Genomic DNA, 17,450 nt, shown 5'->3' with positions numbered 1-17,450 from the left:
GGTCAGATCTTGGTCACGTCGACCACGTACAGCGTGTCCCCGACCTCGTAGGACAGGAGCCTGCCCGCGGAGTCGAAGCCGGGCGACTGGACGGAGAAGCCGTTCTCCCGCTGCTCCGCCTCGATGCCCAGGTCGGCCGAGCGGCCGCCGGCGAGGTCGTACAGGGCGACGGCGACGAACCCGGTGCGGTCCCTCAGCGTGGCCACGTGGAAGCGGTCCTGCGCCAGCCGGTCCATCCGCCCCATGGAGCCCGGCAGCGGCTGCTCGCCCGAGCCGTCGCGCAGGCGCAGGAACATGGCGCCCTTGCGGTGCCCGACGCAGTGGGTGATCGAGCAGCCGAGCAGCTCGTCGCCCGCCCGGGTGGTGACGGTGCGCGTCTCGCCCGTCTCCACGTTGCGGATCCGGCCGAACCTGGGTCCCACGGGCTGGCCGTACGGGCCCGGCTCGCCGATCCACGGCCACTCCAGCACGTGCATCGACGCGCCGCCCTCGACCGGGGTGGCCGGGCCGCCCGCCAGGGGGGCGGCGTGGACGCCGCCGGAGCGGGCGGAGAAGACGACCCGGTCGCCGGCGATCTGCACGCCGTCCAGCCCGCTCTCGTCGGTCCGCACGGTGGTGACGAGCGCGGCCTCGCCGCCCGACAGCGGGGCCGACCAGATCTGGGTGGCGCCGTCCTTGAGCCGGTTCCACCAGACGACCCGGTCGCCGCCGGTGCGGAAGTCGGAGGCGAACAGCACCGTGCCCTTGGGCGTCGGCACCTTCGTGATCTCGCGTCGTTCCCGGGTGCCGAGGTCGTAGGCGTACAGGGCGTTGGTCTTCTCGAAGCTCGACCAGGTGGAGACGAGCAGCGTCCGGTCGTCGAGGAACTGGATCGGGCGCAGCCGCTCGCCCCCGGTGGCGGGGAGCTTGTGGACGGCCTGCGGCCACACCTCCTCGATCGGCGGCGGCGCCTGGAGGCCAGTGAGCTCACCCGTGGGCTCGCCGGTGGGCCCTGCGGTGGGCTCGCTGGTGGACACGCCGGCCGAGGCGGTGGCCGCCGGGCCGGCGGGGCGGGGCTCGGCCGGGCCCCCGAGGCCGGCCGTCACGGCCACGCTCACCCCGGCGGCCACCACGACGACCGCCGCGGCGGCGAGCAGCGCCTGCGCGCGCGGCGCGCGCCGGGGAGGAGGCCCGGCCAGGCGGGCGGCCACCGCGGCGGGCAGCGCGGGCGCCCGGTCGGCGGCGCGCTCCAGCGTCCTGCGCAGGGTCTCCTCCAGGACGGTGGCGCCGGCCCCGTCCCGGTCGTGCTCGTTCGGTCCGGTCGTCGGTCCGGTCATCGTGCGCCTCCGGGGATCAGGTGGGCGGGGACGGTGGCGCGCAGCTTGGCGAGCGCGCGGTGCGCCTGGCTGCGCACGGTGACCCGGGACACGCCGAGCGTCTCGGCGATCTCCGCGTCGCTGAGCTGCTCGTAGTAGCGCAGCACGAGCACGGCCCGCTGCTTGCGGGGGAGCCCGGCCAGCGCCTGCCACAGCGCCTGCTCGTCGCCGCCGGGCAGCGTGTCGTGGTGCTCGCGGTCCGGCGGCTGCCACATCACCTGCTCGCGCCGGCGCAGCCGCCAGGCGGCGATGTGCAGCCGGGCCATCGTGGTGCGCGCGTAGCTCTCCGGGTTGTCCTTCGACCGCAGCCCCGGCCAGGCCGCCCGCATCTTGAGCAGCGCCTCCTGCACCAGGTCCGCCGCGTCGTGCGGATTGCCGGTCAGCACGTATCCGTACCGCATCAGCGCGTCACCCCGCCGGGCGACGAACTCCGCGAACTTGGACTCCTCATCCACGCTGCCTCTGCCTCTCGTCGTTATCTGTCACCTCCGAGAGAGGGATCGCGGGGAATCTGTTGCACGAAAAAATGGCCGCGCCAGGCCGGGGGGTGTCTGGCGCGGCCGTTTCGCCGGGGGAACCGTCCCATGCCCTGGAGGTGGCCGGCGAGTTCGGGACATCAGTGGGTGAACTGCTCCTCTTCGGTGGAGCCCTTGAGCGCGGTCGTCGAGGAATCGGGCGCGACGGCCGTGCTGACCAGGTCGAAGTAGCCGGTGCCGACCTCGCGCTGGTGGCGGGTGGCGGTGTAGCCGCGCGCCTCGGCGGCGAACTCGGCCTCCTGGAGGTCCACGTACGCGGTCATGCCGTCGGTCGCGTACCCCTGGGCGAGGGCGAACATGGAGTGGTTCAGCGAGTGGAACCCGGCGAGCGTGATGAACTGGAACTTGTACCCCATGTGCCCGAGTTCCCGCTGGAACTTGGCGATGGTGGAGTCGTCGAGGTGCTTCTTCCAGTTGAACGACGGCGAGCAGTTGTAGGCGAGCATCTGGTCGGGATACTCGGCCTTGATCGCCTCGGCGAACTCGCGGGCCACGTCCAGGTCGGGCGTGCCGGTCTCCATCCAGAGCAGGTCGGAGTGCGGCGCGTAGGCCAGGCCGCGCGCGATGCACGCCTCGATGCCGTTGCGGACCCGGTAGAAGCCCTCGGCGGTGCGCTCGCCGGTGGTGAAGCGCTGGTCGCGGGGGTCCACGTCGCTGGTCAGGAGCGTCGCGGCCTGGGCGTCGGTCCGCGCGATGATCAGGCTGGGGACTCCGCAGACGTCCGCGGCGAGGCGGGCGGCGTTGAGCGTCTTGATGTGCTGGCCGGTGGGGATGAGCACCTTGCCGCCGAGGTGGCCGCACTTCTTCTCGGAGGCGAGCTGGTCCTCCCAGTGCACGCCGGCGGCGCCCGCGGCGATCATGCCCTTCATGAGCTCGAAGGCGTTGAGCACGCCGCCGAACCCGGCCTCGGCGTCGGCCACGATGGGCGCGAGCCAGTACGGCGCGTTCTCGGCGCCTTCCGACCAGGTGATCTGGTCGGCGCGCAGCAGCGCGTTGTTGATGCGGCGCACGACGGCCGGCACCGAGTTGGCCGGGTAGAGGCTCTGGTCGGGGTACGTGTGCCCGCCGAGGTTCGCGTCGGCGGCCACCTGCCAGCCGGACAGGTAGATGGCCTTCAGCCCGGCCCGCACCTGCTGCACGGCCTGGTTGCCGGTCAGCGCCCCGAGGGAGTGGACGTAGTCCTCGGTGTGCAGCAGGTCCCACAGCCGCTGGGCGCCGAGCCGGGCCAGCGTGTGCTCCTCCTGGACGCTTCCACGCAACCGGACCACGTCCTCGGCGCTGTAGGTGCGCTCGATGCCGGCCCAGCGAGGGTCGTTGTCCCACTCTTCACGCAGCTGCTCGGCAGCTCCCTTGAGGCGATCGTTCATCGTTGTCTCCTTTGTCGTCCCCTGGGGCTCATGCCGAGTCTGTGCCCTGACCACCCCACCGCCATAGGGGTCGATTCAGAGAAGAACGACGAAATTTCGCATAAATCGCAACTCTTGCCGCCTGTTCGCTGCAGAAGAAATCGCGACTTTTCCTGTTGGCCTAGACCATTCACCCTTAACCTGCTGTGACTAGAAGATGGGCGGATTTTCCGTCTAAGATGCCTGCATGGCGTCCTTGCTAGGCGAAGAACCGCTGTCTTTGACGCAAGAGCTCGATCTCATCGCGTTCGGGCAGCGCCTGCGCCACCTGCGCAAACAGCGTGGCCTCACCCTGTCCGACCTGGGCTCGCGCGTCAGCCGCGCCCCCAGTCAGCTCTCCCTGCTGGAGAACGGCAAACGCGAGCCGAAGCTGTCGCTGCTCAAGTCGCTCGCCGCCGCGCTCGGCGTCCCGGTGGAGGAGCTGCTGCGCCGCCAGCCGCCCAACCGGCGCGCCCAGCTGGAGATCGCCCTGGAGGAGGCGCAGCGCGACCCCCTGTACGCGGGGCTCGGCCTGCCCAGGCTCAAGGTGTCCGCGCGGGTGCCCAACGACGTGCTGGAGCACCTGCTCGGCCTCTACGGCGAGCTGCGCGCCCGGCAGGCCAGGGGCACCGCCACCCCGGAGGAGGCCAGGGCCGCCAACGCCGAGCTCCGGCGCAGGCAGCGTGAGCGCGGCAACTACTTCCCCGACATCGAGAAGGCCGCCGCAGAGGCGCTGGCCGCGGTCGGCTACCGCACCGGGGCCCTGTCCCAGAGCATGATCCAGAGCCTGGTGACGCATTTCGGCTACACCGTGCACACCGCCCAGGACCTGCCCCGCTCGGTGCGTTCCATCACCGACCTGCGCAACCGCCGCATCTACGTCAAGCACGAGCAGCTCGGCATGCACACCCCGCGCACGATCCTGCTCCAGACGCTCGGCCACCTGGCGCTCGGCCACGACAAGCCGCGCGACTTCGCCGACTTCCTGCGCCAGCGCACCGAGGCCAACTACTTCGCCGCCGCGGTGCTCGTGCCGGAGAAGGCCGCGGCCGTCTACCTGCGCGAGGCCAAGGCCGACCGGGCGCTGTCGGTGGAGGACCTGCGCGACGTGTTCGCCGTCTCCTACGAGATGGCCGCCCACCGCTTCACCAACCTCGCCACCCACCACCTGGGCCTCGTCTGCCACTTCGTGCGCAACGACGCCGGGGGCATCATCTACAAGGCGTACGAGAACGACGGCATCGTCTTCCCGGCCGACGAGCAGGGCGCGATCGAGGGCCAGCGGATGTGCCTGCAGTGGTCGGGCCGCCAGGTCTTCACCTCGCCCGACCGCTTCTCCGTCTTCTACCAGTACTCCGACTCGCCCACCGGCACCTACTTCTGCGTCGCGCACGTCGACCCGTCACGCGAGCGCGACTTCGCCATCACGCTCGGCGTGCCGTTCCGGGAGTCGCGCTGGTTCCGGGGCCGGGAGACCACCAACCGGACCCGGTCGCTCTGCCCCAACGGCGACTGCTGCCGCCGCCCGCCGACCGATCTGGCCGAGCGCTGGGAGGGTTACGCCTGGCCGTCGGCCCGCGCCAACTCCCACGTGCTGGCCGCGCTGCCGCCGGGGTCGTTCCCGGGGGTCGACGAGGCCGACGTCTACACGTTCCTGGAGCGCCACGCGGGAGCCGGCTGACCTTCGCCTATCCTGGGGGCGGGGATGAACGGGGGTGGTTCGCATGCTGCCTGAAGTTCAGAGCTGGATGCGGCGCCGCAGCTCGCGGGCCGCGGACTGGCCGGTCGCGGCGCTGGCCGAGGCCAAGGGCGGCGCGACGGTCAGCGTGGTGCTCCCGGCGCGTGACGAGCGGGAGACCGTGGGGGAGATCGTCGCCGTCATCATGGGGGAGCTCGGCGCGGTCGTCGACGAGGTCGTGGTCATCGACTCGCGCTCCACCGACGACACGGCGGAGGTGGCGGCGCGGGCGGGCGCCGTCGTGCACGCCCAGGACACCATCCTGCCGGGCCTCGCGCCGCTCGACGGCAAGGGCGAGGCGCTGTGGAAGTCCCTGGCGGTCACCAGCGGCGACATCGTCGCCTTCGTCGACGCCGATATCCGGAAATTTCGCTCCACCTTGGTGAGCGGATTGCTTGGCCCGCTCCTCAGCGACTCCTCCGTCGCGTACGTCAAGGGCTGCTACGACCGCCCGCTCGACGGCGCGCCCACCGGCGGCGGCAGGGTCACCGAGCTCGTCGCCCGCCCGCTCATCAACCTGCACTGGCCCGAGCTGGCCGGTTTCGTCCAGCCGCTCGCCGGCGAGTACGCCGGCCGGCGCGCCGCGCTGGAACGGGTGCCGTTCCTGACCCGCTACGGGGTCGAGATCGGCCTGCTCATCGACCTGCTGGAGCTGGCCGGGCTCGACGCGTTCGCCCAGGTGGACCTCGGCACGCGCGAGCACGCCCCGCAGTCGACCGAGGCCCTGGGCGGCATGGCGGGGCAGATCATGCTCGCCGCCTGGTCCCGCCTGTGCCGCCAGGGCAAGATCCAGACCTGCCACGACCCGTCGTGCCGCCTCGACCAGTTCCGCCGCGTCAGCGCCGGGCACGAGGTCCTGACCAGCGACATCTCGGTCGCCGAACGCCCGCCGATGGTCACCGTGCCCGCGTCAGCCGCCTGACGGGCCCTCCCCGGGCAGGCCGTCGCGCAGCGCCGCGGCGGCGAAGGCGGCGGCGTGCTCGCGCATCGCCTCCTGGTCGCCCGCCGCCTCGCCCAGGAGGATGCGCGCGAGCTGCGGCATCATCGCCGGGAACAGCGCCAGCCCCGTCAGCAGGAACACCGTGCGCGCCGTCGCGTCCGTGGGCCGCTCGCTCATTGACGCGGTCTTGCGCGCGCACCGCTCGACCCGCGCCTCCTGGCCGGGCAGCAGCTCCTGGCCCCGGTAGTTGAGCGCCTCCCACATCAGCAGCCGCACCAGCTCCGGATGGGCCTGGTAGTAGGCCGACAGCTTGGCCACGTAGTCGACCGGGTCGCTGCCGGGCAGCGCGATCTGCGCGGTCAGGTCGTCGATCGCCTCGGTGATGACCGCGTCGAACAGCTTCTCCTTGCTGCCGAAATGGCCGTAGATGCGCTCCTTGTTGACGCCGGCGCGCTCGGCGATCCGGTCCACGCGCGCTCCCGCGACGCCGTACGCGGCGAACTCCTCGCGGGCGGCGGCGAGCAGGGCGGCCCTGGTGGCGGTGGTCGAGACCTTGGCTGGCATGCGGCCATCCTACCTCGACCAACTAGTTGGTTGACATCCAACTAGTTGGTTGGTGTAGCGTCCCGGCACATGACGACCACTTCCCTCCGCCCCGCGCCGCCCGCCACGGCGCCGTTCGGGTCCACCCTGCTGTCCTTCGTGCTCACCGCCGTGCTGGTCAGCGGCCAGCTCTACATCGTGATCCCGCTGCTGCCCGACATGGCCGCGACCTGGGGGACCGTCCCGGGCGAGCTGACCTGGCTGGTGACCGCGTTCGGCGCCGGATACGGGGTGGGATTCCTGATCTTCGGCCCGCTTTCCGACCGGTTCGGGCGCAGGCGGCTGGTGCTCGCCGGACTGCCCCTGGCCGCCCTCGCCACCGCGCTTGTCGCCGCCGCGCCCTCGCCGGAGGCCGCCCTCGTGCTGCGTGCCGTCCAGGGGCTGGCCGTGGCCACGTTCCCGCCCGCCGGGCTGGCGTACCTGGCCGAGCGGATCGAGCCGCGCCGGCGCGCGGTCGCGATCTCCGCGGTGACCGGCGCGTTCCTCGCCTCCGCCGTGCTCCTGCAGGTGCTCGCCCAGCTCCTGGTGGACACCGCCGGGTGGCGGGGGCTGTTCCTGATCTCCGGCGCCGCCCTGGCCCTGTCCGGCCTCGGCCTGCGCGCCACCATGCTGCCCGGCACCCCGCAGGCGCCGACCGGCGGCGGGCTGCTCGCGGCCTACCGGCCGCTGCCGGAGCTGCTGCGCGACCGGCCGCTGCTGGCGCGGTACGCGGCCTCGGTCGTGGTGCTGACCGGGTTCGTGGCCGTCTACACCGGCCTGCAGCTCTACGGCGTCACCCCGTCGTCCGGCGAACTGCTCGCGCTGCGCGCCGCCGGGCTGCCCGCCATGATCGCGGTGCCGCTGCTCATGCCCTGGTTCGGCCGAGTCGCGCCCGTCACCCGGGCCGCCGTGATGCTGGCCGGCGGCGCGCTGGTGCTCGCCGCCGCCGCCCTGACCGGCGCCGCCGGGCCCGGCCTGGTGCTCCTGCTCGCCGTGTACGCCGTCGCCATCACCGCCGGCCTGCCCAGCCTGAACGAGTCCATCTCCGCCCGCGCCGGCCGCTCGCGCGGCACGGCGCTGGCGCTGTTCTCCTTCTCGCTCGCCGTCGGCGGCAGCGCCGGCCCGCAGGTCGCCGCCCTCTTCAGCGGCTTCACCCCGCTCCTGTACGCCCTCGCGGCGGCGATGGGCCTGTCCGCCCTGGCCGTCGCGCTGGTGAGCGGCCGGGGTGGTGTCCCGGTTTGATCTTTTCGCGGCGAATTCCGGGTATGGCTGCGTACGATCGCCCCCGTGGACCTGATCGCGTTCTTCGCCGTCGTGCTCGCCATCCCCCTGGGACTGGCGGGCGGCGCGGCGGTGCTGGCCGCCCGGTCGACGCCGCGCGAACGTCACCGCCCGGTGAGCCGGCTCGCCCTCGCCCACGGGGCGGTCCTGGCGACGCTCGGCCTCGCCGTCCTCGCGGGCAACGCCTGGGCCACGCGCGAGGACGTCCACTACGACGACTTCGGCTCCGCCGTGCAGCTCTACGCGAGCATGCTCGGCGCCGCCCTGCTGTTCCTCGGCCTGGGGCCGTTCGTCGCGTGGGCGCTGAAACTCCCGGCCCGGCACGCCGCCCGCCTGCCCGTCACGGTCCGGCTGGCGGCGCGCGAGGCGGCCGGCGCCTCCCGCGGCGCGGCGGCCTTAACGGCGGCGGTGATGCTCGCCACCGGCCTGGCGGTCACCCTGATGATCTCGGCCGCCGCCGTCACCACCCAGAACCGCGCCCACTACCTCCCGCAGGCCCGGCCCGGCGCCCTCCAGGTGGACACGTTCTACACCGACGACCCCGACGCCGTGGGCGCCGCCGTCCGGGAGGAGCTCCCGCCCGGCGTCCCCGTGCTGCGCAGCGAGGAGACGGCCGGGAGCGGCCACGTGACCTACGCCGGCGACGGCTGGTCGGGGTTCGACGCCTTCGTCGGTGACGAGACGCTGCTCCGCTACCTGACCGGGGACCCGGCCACGCCCTACGACGAGGACACGGCCGTCCTCGTCACCACGGAACCGGGCGCCGACCCCACGATCGACCTCCACTACAGCATGACCACGCCCCCCGGCGAGTACCTGACCAAGACCATTCCCGCGATCACGGCCAGACCGGCCGACCCGCGCCTGAGCGCGCTCTTCGTCCCCGCGAAGGTCGTCCGCGGGCTGGGCTTCGACCTGGAGGCGGGCAGGTTCCTCGTCGACCCCGCCGCCCATCGCACCACCCGCGTCGAGCAGGAGCGGCTCACCGACCGGCTCAGCGACATCGCCGAGGTCCACGTCGAGCGGGGGTACGAACCGGCGACCGGCTGGATCCCGGCCGCCGGGGCGCTCATCCTGCTCGCCCTCGGCGGCGGGCTGGCCGCCACCGCCCTGGCGGCGCGCGGTTCCCGGCGGGCGCGCGTGCTGCGGCGCGCCGGCGGGTCCCCGCGACGGTACGCGGCCTGCCGCGCGGGGCTGGTCACGGCGTGCGGCGCGCTGCCGGGTGCGGCCGGCGGCGCCGTCGCCGGCCTGCTGCTGGCCTGGCCGCTGACCACCTCGATCGAATGGGACGTGCCGCCACGGGTGGCCTTCGACACCCCGTGGGAGCTGGTCGCCGCCCTGGCAGCCGGGCTCCCGGCGCTCGCGGCGGCCCTGGCGGCGCTCAGACCGGCGAGATGACCCGGCCTGCCCTGCCGGTCGCCGGGGGTCACGCGATCCGTGAGACCGCGTCGAGGAGGCGGCGCAGCCGGACCAGGTCCGGGGCGACGCCGCTCACCAGGAAGGCCGGCCCGGCGAGCGGAGTGAGCACCGCCTGCCCCTCGCCGGGATCGTCGCCGGCGAGCCGGACCGCCGGCGCCCGCCCGTCGAGGCCCGGGTCCACGACGAGGATCTGCCCGGCGGTGCGATGACCGGCCAGGACCGCCGGGCCGTCCCACCCGGGCGCGTCCGGCCCGTACCGGCTCTCCAGGTCGAGCAGGGGACGCCCGCCGCGCCGGACGGTCAGGCGGGCCGACAGCCGGCCCGGCGGCTCGCCGACGCGGCCGAGGACGTGCTCCTCGCGCAGCACGAGCCGCGCCGTGGCCGCCAGGTCGACGACGCACGTCTGCCGCAGGTTGCTGCGCGCGGCGGAGATCAGCGGCTCGGGCAGCCACTGCAGGCTCGCCCCGGCCGCGACGCTCACCCGCACGTCGTAGGCGGCGTGCCCGGACGTGGGGCCGCGCAGCGCGACGGTGGCCCCGGCCGAGGTGACGCGCAGGTGGGCGTCCTCCTCGACGCCGACCTCGATGCGCAGCCGGTCGCCGCCCAGCGGCGCGCTCATGGCGCCGATGACGCACACCCGCGCCTGGCTCCCGTCGGAACGGCCGCGCCGCAGGTCGAACGGGCCGTCCCCGGCCAGCACGGGCAGGGCCGTGACGGTCCCCGCGCGCACCGCCCTGATGCGCGCGGTGGCGTGCACGCCCGGCCCGGGACGACCGGCCCGGCGCGCGGTGGCCGCCGTGAGCGTCACGCGGCGCCCGCGCCCCAGGCGGCCAGCCGCCCGCGCACCCAGTCGGCCACCGGCGTGACGCCGCCCTCGGCCTTCAGCGCCGTGAACGCCACCGGCAGGTCGCCGCGCTGCGCCTTGGCGTCGCGGGCCATGCCCTCCAGGTCGGCGCCAACGTACGGGGCCAGGTCGGTCTTGTTGACCACCAGCAGGTCGGAGGCGGTCACGCCGGGGCCGCCCTTGCGCGGGATGTCGTCGCCGCCCGACACGTCGATGACGAAGATCTGCGCGTCGACGAGGCCCCTGGAGAAGGTGGCGGTCAGGTTGTCGCCGCCAGACTCGACGAGGATCAGGTCCAGCGCGCCGATCCGGTCCTCCAGGTCCTCGACGGCTTCGAGGTTGGCGGAGATGTCGTCGCGGATGGCGGTGTGCGGGCACGCGCCCGTCTCGACCGCGGCGATCCGCTCCGGCGGCAGGACGGCCTCGCGCAGCAGGAACTCGGCGTCCTCGCGGGTGTAGATGTCGTTGGTGACGACGGCGATCGACACCTCGTCGCGCAACGCCCGGCACAGGGCGGCGACCGTGGCGGTCTTGCCGGTGCCGACCGGGCCGCCCAGCCCGATGCGCAGGGCCCGCCGCCCGCCGCCCGGGCGCTGCGGGGGAGAGCCGCCGGGGCCGTGCGGGTGGCCGTCGGGGAAGGAGTCGCCGTGGTTCAGGTGCATGGGTGCTCCGGATGGTCTGAGGGTCAGGAGGCGAACAGGCGTACCGGCAGGGCGGCATGCCGTTCGGCGGAGATGTCGAGCAGCGGCGCCGAGACGGCGGGCAGCGCCTCGACGCCCTCGGCGGCGACCCGCCGCGCGGCCCCGGCCGCCCGCGCCGCGACCCGGTCGACGTCCTCGGCGAGGCGGGCGAGCACGCCGGCGGCGTCGACGGGGTCCAGCCGCAGCAGCCGGACCGTCGCGCCGGCCGGCCCGCTGACGCTCTCGTACGCGGCCGCGTACGCCGCGTCGAGCGCCGGCAGGCCCGCCGAGCGGGCGGCGAGCCCGAGGACGACGGGCTGGTGCGCGCCCCGTGGCCGCGCCGCCGCCAGCGCGTCGAGGTCGCCGCAGGGCCAGATCGCGCGGGCGGCCCGCAGGAGCTGCCGCCCGAGCCTGCGCGAGGCCCGCCGCAGGGCGGGGGAGGGGGTGCGGGCGTCGGCGGCCTCGTCGAGCGGCAGCGCGTCGCAGCCGGCGGCGGCCGCGGCGGCCAGGCCGGCCGCGACCAGCCCGGCGGTGTGCAGCCGGCCGCGGCAGAACTCCTCCAGGCCCGCCACGTCGCGGACGAGCCCCGCCGAGACGGCCGCCTCGGCCCCGCCGGAGTGGGCGTGCCCGCCGGCGGGGAAGCGCCCGTCGGCCAGCACGAGCAGCGCGGCACGGTCCGTCATGTACGGGCTCCTTCGACGCAGGGGGGTCAGATGGGGCGAGGCGGTCAGCCGGCGCGGTGGTCAGAAGAGGAAGTAGCGCTGCGCCATCGGCAGCTCGGTGGCGTACTGGTCGCCCTCGACGAGCTCGTCGTCGATCTCCGTCTTCACGTCCTTGGCGATCGCGCCGCCGATCTCCACCGTGAACGTGTCGGGGTCGACGCGGATGTCGGGCCGGGCGTCGTTCTCCCGCATGTCGGCCTTGAACACCTTGCGGGTGTCGCGGATGGCCGTGAACGGCTTGCCGACCTTGACCCGTTCGGCCAGGCCCGCGGCGATGGCGTGCTCGGTGACGAAGTTGACCGAGTTGGCGCCCGGGGCCCGCCCGGTCGCGCCCCACACGGGCCTGGGCAGGACCGGCTGCGGGGTGGTGATGGAGGCGTTGGCGTCGCCCACCTGGGCGTAGGCGAGCTGGCCGCCCTTGATCACCCGGTCGGCGCGGACGCCGAAGAACTTCGGCTCCCACAGCACCAGGTCGGCGAGCTTGCCCACCTCGACCGAGCCGACCACGTGGTCGATCCCGTGCGCGACGGCCGGGTTGATCGTGTACTTGGCGACGTAGCGGCGGGCGCGGTGGTTGTCGGCGTCGCCGTCGCCGTCGAGCGGGCCGCGCCGGGCCTTCATCACGTGCGCCGTCTGCCACGTCCTGATGATCATCTCGCCGATGCGGCCCATCGCCTGCGCGTCCGACGACATGATCGAGATGGCGCCCAGGTCGTGCAGGACGTCCTCGGCCGCCATCGTCGAGGGCCGGATCCGCGACTCGGCGAACGCCAGGTCCTCCTTCACCAGCGGGTTGAGGTGGTGGCAGACCATCACCATGTCGATGTGCTCCTTGACCGTGTTGACGGTGAAGGGCCGGGTCGGGTTGGTGGAGGCCGGCAGCACGTTCGGCAGGGACACCATCGTGATCATGTCGGGCGCGTGGCCGCCGCCCGCGCCCTCGACGTGGAAGATGTGGATCGGGTGGTCGCCGATGGCCTCGATCGTGTCGGCGACCGCGCCCGCCTCGTTCAGCGAGTCGGCGTGCAGCGCGAGCTGCACCCCGGTGGCCTTGCACACCTCCAGGCACCTGCGCAGGACGGCGGGCGTGGCCCCCCAGTCCTCGTGGATCTTGAACCCGAGCACGCCCCCCTTCACCTGGTTGAGCAGCGACTCGGTGGACATCGTGCTGCCCTTGCCGAGCAGCCCCACGTTGACCGGGAAGTGGTCCAGCGCCTCGAACGCCCGCGCCACGTGCCAGGAGCCCGGCGTGACGGTGGTGGCGGTGCTGCCCTCGGCCGGCCCGGTGCCGCCGCCGATCAGGGTGGTGACGCCCGCCGCCAGCGCCTCGTGGACCTGCTCCGGGCAGATGAAGTGCACGTGCGTGTCGACCCCGCCCGCGGTGAGGATCTTGCCGTTGCCGGCGATGATTTCGGTCTCCGGGCCGATGAGGAAGTCTGTCGCCCGCTCGTGCCCGTCGTGCAGCCGGTCCATGAGATCGTCGTTGTACGCCTTGCCGAGCGCGACGATGCGGCCGTCGCGGATGGCGACGTCGGCCTTGACCACGCCCCAGTGGTCCAGAATGACGGCGCCGGTGATGACGGTGTCGGGCGGCCGCGGCGCGCCGAACGCCGCCGGGTCGCGCGGCGCGTGCGACTGGCCCATCGACTCGCGGATCACCTTGCCGCCGCCGAAGAGGACCTCGTTGCCGCTGCGGCCGGGGCCGCCGGACCAGTCCTCGGTCACCTCGATCCGCAGGTTGGTGTCGGCCAGCCGGATCCGGTCGCCGGTCGTCGGGCCGTACCGGTCGGCGTAGTCGGCCCGGCTCAGCGGGGCGTCCACCGGGCGCTCGTCCGGCGGGGCGATCCGCTCCCTGGGCACCGCGTCCGCCAGCGGGATGGCCACCGGGTCCGTCACGGACTCATCCATCGAGGGCACCTCCCACCTCGCCGCGCAGCCCGGCGACGACCCGTTTGCCCTCGATGGGCACGAGCGTCACCTCGCGGGTGCAGCGTGGCTCGAACCGCACGGAGCTGCCGGCCGGGATGTTGAGGCGCTTGCCGTAGGCGGCCTCGCGCGGCTCGATGGCGAGCCGGGGGTTGGCCTCCCAGAAGTGGTAGTGGGAGCCGACCTGGATGGGCCGGTCGTCGGTGTTGGTCACCGTCACGGTCGTGACCTCACGGCCCTCGTTGAAGGCCACGGGCCCGGCCCCGTCCGGATGGTCCACCTTGCCCGGATGCAGCACAGCCTGTTTCGTGGCCTGCTCGGGGAAGGGCTCGCGGATGGTGACGAGCTTGGTGCCGTCGGGGAACGTCGCCTCGACCTGGATGTTGGAGATCATCTCCGGGACGCCCGGCATGACGTCGTCCCGGCTGAGCACCTCCGGGTCCGGCGGGAGCATGAGCTCGGCGACGGACTTGCCGTCGCGGGCGCCCTCCAGCACGAGCGAGGTCAGCAGCGCCACGGTCTCCGGATAGTTCAGCTGCACCCCCCGCTCCTTACGTCTCCTGGCCACGTCCGCGGCCACGTGGATCATCAGACGTTCCTGCTCGTGGGGAGTCAGGTGCACCCCGGCCACCTCGCCTTCGCTCCGCCGCGCCCGGACGGCCCGGCGTCTCCGAACGTAACGTGACGGCTACGGATCGTGACGTGCCGTGACGGTAAGGCATCCGTCACCCGGCCTCACCGGGCGGGTCCGGTCACGCCTCCGAGGCGGGCTTGAGCAGCCCCGTCTCGTAGGCCGCCGCTACGGCCGCCGCCCGGTCGTTGACCCCGAGCTTGGCGTAGACGTGCAGCAGGTGCGTCTTGACCGTCGCCTCCGTGACGAACAGCCGCGCGGCGACCTCGCGGTTGGTCGCCCCCCGCGCGATCAGCGCCAGCACCTCCAGCTCGCGCCGGCTCAGCCGCCGCCGCTCCGGCTCGCGCGCCGCCCGGGTGAGCCGCCCGGCCACCGTGGGCGACAGCACCTGCTCGCCCCGGGCGGCGGCCCGCGCCGCGCGCAGCAGCTCGGCGCGCGGCGTGTCCTTGAGCAGGTAGCCGGTCGCGCCCTGCGCGATCGCGGGCAGCACGTCGGCGTCGTCGTCGAACGTCGTCAGGACTAGCACCCGGACGTCCGGCGCCTGCTCGCGCAGCCTGCGGATGAGCTCGGCGCCGCCCATCCCCGGCATCCGCAGGTCGGTGACCACGAGGCCGGGGCCGGTCTGCCGGGTCAGCGCCAGCGCCTCCGGCCCGTCGGCCGCCTCACCGACGACCTCGAACGCCTCGTCGGAGGCGAAGATCCCGCGCAGCCCGTCACGGACCACCGGATGGTCGTCCACGATGACGACCCGGATCGCCATCAGCGGTCCCCGGGGACGGCGGGCACCGTGGCCGAGATGCCCGTGCCCTGGCCGGGAGCCGACTCGACGGCGAACTCGCCGGCCAGCCGGGCGACGCGCTGCCGCATCCCGATCAGCCCGAACCCGCCCGCCGCCGACGGCTCCACCGCCCCCGGGTCGAACCCGGCCCCGTCGTCGCGCACGTCCAGCACCACCACGTCCTCCATGTACGACAGGGTGACGGCGACCCGCCCGGCGCGGGCGTGCCTGGCCACGTTCGCCAGAGCCTCCTGCGCCACCCGCAGCAGCGTCGCCTCCACCTCGGCATGCAGCGGCCGTGCCTCGCCGGTCACCTCCACCGGCGCGGGCACCCCGCTCGCCCGCGACCACGAGGCCGCCACGTCCTCCAGCGCCGCCGCCAGCCGGGCCTCCTCCAGCGGGGCCGGGCGCATCGCCCGCACCGACCGGCGCGCCTCGTCGAGACTGTCCCGCGCCAGAGCTCGTACGGTGGCGATCCTGGCACGGGCGGCGGGCACGTCGGCGACGAGGTCGTCGACCACCTCCAGCTGGGTGAGGATGGCGGTCAGCCCCTGGGCGATCGTGTCGTGGATCTCCCTGGCCATCCGCTGGCGCTCGCCGAGCACGCCCGCCTCGCGCGCCCGGGTCAGGAACCGGGCCTGGAGGCTCGCGTTCTCCTCCGCCAGCTCCCGCAGCCGCGCGATCATGACCTGGCGCTGCCGGTTCTGCTCGGAGATCGTCTGGATGAACAGGCCGACCGTCGAGGCGACGAGGACGGCCAGCAGGAAGGAGAAGATCATCTCGCCCGCCGGCCTCGGCTCCGGCCGGGCGCCGACCAGCACCGCCGCCGTCGCCGCCACCCCCGCGTACGCCTTCCAGCCCGGCAGGACGGCGAACGCCTGGACGAACGCCCCCAGCCCGGCCACCGCGAACGCCGAGTCGATCCTGACGAGCACCCCGACCGCGGCCAGCATGACGGCGAAGTAGAGCACCGCCACCGGCAGGCGCTCGATCCGGCTGAACCGCGACGACACCATGAACCAGTGCCACACCCCGAGGAACACCGCCGGCGCCGCCACCTCCGGCCGCCACTCCCGCAGCAGCGAGAACCCGGCCGGAAGCAGCACGAACAGGTACGGCAGCGCCGGCCACGCCCGGTCCCAGCGTGAGACGTCACGCCCGGCGCCGCTCACCAGCGGTACGCCTTCACCGCGGCCCCGCCCGCCACCAGGAAGATCGCCACCATGACGGCGACGGCGACCGGCGGCAGCCCCTGCCCCTCCCAGCCCGCGCGGACCGCCTGCACGACCGGCGCCATCGGCGTCCACTCGCCGATCGCGCGCATCTGCGCCGGCAGCGTCTCCCGCGCGGACATCGCGCCCGAGACGAACACCATCGGGAAGAAGACCGCCAGGCCCACGACCGTGGCGGCCCGGCCGCCGGGCGCCAGCGCGCCGACGAGCAGCCCGATCGAGCCGAGACAGAGCGCCCCCAGCAGCCAGGCCAGCGCGACGGCGGCCGGATCGACCGGCCCGCTCATCCCGTACGCGACCAGGCCCAGGACCGCCAGCACCACGCTGCCGAGCACGGCCAGCAGCAGATGCGCCACCCACTGCGCCCCGAACACCATCGCGGGGGAGGCCGGGGTCGCGCTCAGCCGCTTGAGCACCCGCCGCTCCCGGTACTGCGCCAGCGTCGCCGGCAGCACCACCAGGGTGGCCAGGCCGATGACGAACACGCTGAGCATCGGCACGTACGCCTCGATCAGCGGCAGCCCGCCCGGCAGCGTGCCGCCGTTGCGCATCTTCATCCACAGGATGACGGCCGGGAAGGCGAGCGCGAAGAACGCGGACATCGGATCGCGCACGGCGAGCCTGAGCTCCACGGAGATGACGGTGCCGAGGCCCTTCATGAGGCGTTCCTCTCGATCAGTGCGAAATAGGCGTCCTCGAGGGTGCCGCCGGCCCCGCTCCTGGCGACGAGCTCGCCGGGGGTGCCCTCGTGCGCCACCCGGCCGCGATCGATCACGGCGATACGGTCGCACAGAGCTTCCGCCTCGTCCATGAAGTGGGTGACGAGGACGACCGTGACGCCCCGGTCCCGCATGTCGCGGATCAGGCCCCACGTCGTGCGCCGGGCCGACGGGTCCAGCCCGGTGGTCAGCTCGTCGAGGAACACCACCTCCGGGTCGCCGACCAGCGCCAGCGCGATGAACAGCCGCTGCTTCCAGCCGCCCGACAGCGCGCCGAACCGGGTCCGCCGCTTCCCGTCCAGCCCCCACTCCACCATGAGCGCGCGCCAGTCGGCGGGCCTGTCGTAGAGGGACGCGTACATCCTCAGCGCCTCCCCGACCTTGAGCGCGTCGGGCAGGGCCGCCTCCTGCAACTGGACGCCGACGCGCTGGAGCAGCTCCCGCCGCCGCTCGCGCGGGTCGAGGCCGAGCACCCGCAGCGTGCCGCCGTCGGGCCTGCGCAGCCCGGACGCGCACTCCACCACCGTCGTCTTCCCGGCGCCGTTGGGGCCGAGGATGCCGAAGATCTCGCCCCGCCCCACCGAGAGCGTGACGCCCGCCAGCGCCTGGTGTGCCCGATAGCTCTTCGTCAGGCCGTTGAGCTCGATGACTGTCATGACCCGAGAATCCCCGCCCCGCGGCG

17 protein-coding genes are annotated in these 17,450 nt (G+C 73.9%); 4 read left to right on the top strand and 13 right to left on the bottom strand.

Translation table 11 applies throughout. The features are described from left to right. Positions 1 to 2: 2 nt before the first annotated feature. The 3 genes from ACWDXC_RS21905 to aceA all read right to left on the bottom strand — a co-directional run bounded on the left by ACWDXC_RS21905 (position 3) and on the right by aceA (position 3,258). The gene (locus tag ACWDXC_RS21905) at positions 3 to 1,316 is read right to left on the bottom strand and encodes a TolB family protein (protein ID WP_449984738.1); all 1,314 of its coding nucleotides are present in this window, start codon (positions 1,314 to 1,316) and stop codon (positions 3 to 5) included. After that, positions 1,313 to 1,810: a SigE family RNA polymerase sigma factor gene (locus ACWDXC_RS21900; protein ID WP_449984735.1), complete on the bottom strand. Its 498-nt coding sequence runs from the start codon at positions 1,808 to 1,810 to the stop codon at positions 1,313 to 1,315. Before ACWDXC_RS21900 ends, ACWDXC_RS21905 begins: the two co-directional genes overlap by 4 nt. 161 nt (positions 1,811 to 1,971) lie before the next feature. Further along, positions 1,972 to 3,258 (bottom strand): isocitrate lyase, encoded by a 1,287-nt coding sequence (aceA, locus tag ACWDXC_RS21895; RefSeq protein ID WP_219518162.1) that lies wholly within the window; start codon positions 3,256 to 3,258, stop codon positions 1,972 to 1,974. A gap of 226 nt (positions 3,259 to 3,484) precedes the next feature. Between aceA and ACWDXC_RS21890 the strand changes: the two genes are divergently transcribed. Together ACWDXC_RS21890 and ACWDXC_RS21885 are read left to right on the top strand one after the other, a co-directional pair. Then, positions 3,485 to 4,957, top strand: a complete 1,473-nt coding sequence (locus tag ACWDXC_RS21890) for a helix-turn-helix domain-containing protein (RefSeq protein ID WP_449984733.1) — start codon at positions 3,485 to 3,487, stop codon at positions 4,955 to 4,957. Positions 4,958 to 5,000: 43 nt separating this feature from the next. Beyond that, positions 5,001 to 5,936: a glucosyl-3-phosphoglycerate synthase gene (locus ACWDXC_RS21885; protein WP_357592013.1), complete on the top strand. Its 936-nt coding sequence runs from the start codon at positions 5,001 to 5,003 to the stop codon at positions 5,934 to 5,936. Here the strand turns inward: ACWDXC_RS21885 and ACWDXC_RS21880 are convergent. After that, positions 5,925 to 6,518, bottom strand: a complete 594-nt coding sequence (locus tag ACWDXC_RS21880; RefSeq protein ID WP_375073465.1) for a TetR/AcrR family transcriptional regulator — start codon at positions 6,516 to 6,518, stop codon at positions 5,925 to 5,927. The genes ACWDXC_RS21885 and ACWDXC_RS21880 overlap by 12 nt on opposite strands. A 69-nt stretch (positions 6,519 to 6,587) precedes the next feature. Here ACWDXC_RS21880 and ACWDXC_RS21875 point away from each other — a divergent pair, with 69 nt between their 5' ends. Both ACWDXC_RS21875 and ACWDXC_RS21870 read left to right on the top strand, forming a co-directional pair. Continuing rightward, positions 6,588 to 7,778: an MFS transporter gene (locus ACWDXC_RS21875; RefSeq protein ID WP_449984728.1), complete on the top strand. Its 1,191-nt coding sequence runs from the start codon at positions 6,588 to 6,590 to the stop codon at positions 7,776 to 7,778. Between the two features lie 45 nt (positions 7,779 to 7,823). Continuing rightward, positions 7,824 to 9,215 carry a hypothetical protein gene (locus ACWDXC_RS21870; RefSeq protein ID WP_449984726.1) on the top strand — a complete coding sequence of 464 codons (1,392 nt, stop codon included), beginning with the start codon at positions 7,824 to 7,826 and terminating at the stop codon, positions 9,213 to 9,215. 28 nt (positions 9,216 to 9,243) lie between these two features. On the opposite strand, the gene ACWDXC_RS21865 is transcribed toward ACWDXC_RS21870, so the two are convergent. The 9 genes from ACWDXC_RS21865 to ACWDXC_RS21825 form a co-directional block, all read right to left on the bottom strand. Next, the gene (locus tag ACWDXC_RS21865; protein WP_449984723.1) at positions 9,244 to 10,044 is read right to left on the bottom strand and encodes an urease accessory protein UreD; all 801 of its coding nucleotides are present in this window, start codon (positions 10,042 to 10,044) and stop codon (positions 9,244 to 9,246) included. Further along, the gene (ureG, locus tag ACWDXC_RS21860; protein WP_449984720.1) at positions 10,041 to 10,742 is read right to left on the bottom strand and encodes an urease accessory protein UreG; all 702 of its coding nucleotides are present in this window, start codon (positions 10,740 to 10,742) and stop codon (positions 10,041 to 10,043) included. Before ureG ends, ACWDXC_RS21865 begins: the two co-directional genes overlap by 4 nt. Before the next feature lie 23 nt (positions 10,743 to 10,765). Further along, a complete protein-coding gene (locus ACWDXC_RS21855; RefSeq protein ID WP_449984717.1) occupies positions 10,766 to 11,443 on the bottom strand; it encodes an urease accessory protein UreF in 678 nt (225 codons plus the stop codon). Between the two features lie 60 nt (positions 11,444 to 11,503). Continuing rightward, positions 11,504 to 13,390 (bottom strand): urease subunit alpha, encoded by a 1,887-nt coding sequence (locus ACWDXC_RS21850; RefSeq protein WP_449984714.1) that lies wholly within the window; start codon positions 13,388 to 13,390, stop codon positions 11,504 to 11,506. Continuing rightward, complete coding sequence (locus tag ACWDXC_RS21845; protein ID WP_449984711.1) at positions 13,383 to 14,030, bottom strand: urease subunit gamma; 648 nt, start codon at positions 14,028 to 14,030, stop codon at positions 13,383 to 13,385. Before ACWDXC_RS21845 ends, ACWDXC_RS21850 begins: the two co-directional genes overlap by 8 nt. A 130-nt stretch (positions 14,031 to 14,160) precedes the next feature. After that, positions 14,161 to 14,799 carry a response regulator transcription factor gene (locus ACWDXC_RS21840; RefSeq protein WP_449984709.1) on the bottom strand — a complete coding sequence of 213 codons (639 nt, stop codon included), beginning with the start codon at positions 14,797 to 14,799 and terminating at the stop codon, positions 14,161 to 14,163. Beyond that, positions 14,799 to 15,989, bottom strand: coding sequence for a sensor histidine kinase (locus tag ACWDXC_RS21835; protein WP_449984706.1), 1,191 nt, complete (start codon positions 15,987 to 15,989; stop codon positions 14,799 to 14,801). The genes ACWDXC_RS21840 and ACWDXC_RS21835 overlap by 1 nt, the downstream gene beginning before the upstream one ends. Continuing rightward, positions 15,986 to 16,708 (bottom strand): ABC transporter permease, encoded by a 723-nt coding sequence (locus tag ACWDXC_RS21830; RefSeq protein ID WP_364179749.1) that lies wholly within the window; start codon positions 16,706 to 16,708, stop codon positions 15,986 to 15,988. Before ACWDXC_RS21830 ends, ACWDXC_RS21835 begins: the two co-directional genes overlap by 4 nt. Beyond that, on the bottom strand, positions 16,705 to 17,424 hold the full coding sequence (locus ACWDXC_RS21825) for an ABC transporter ATP-binding protein (protein ID WP_449984703.1): 720 nt from the start codon (positions 17,422 to 17,424) through the stop codon (positions 16,705 to 16,707). Before ACWDXC_RS21825 ends, ACWDXC_RS21830 begins: the two co-directional genes overlap by 4 nt. Positions 17,425 to 17,450 lie beyond the last annotated feature (26 nt).

The organism is Nonomuraea sp. NPDC003214 (genome assembly GCF_053590035.1).
Note: the sequence above shows the minus strand (reverse complement) of the source record. Positions and strands in the feature narration are given on the sequence as shown.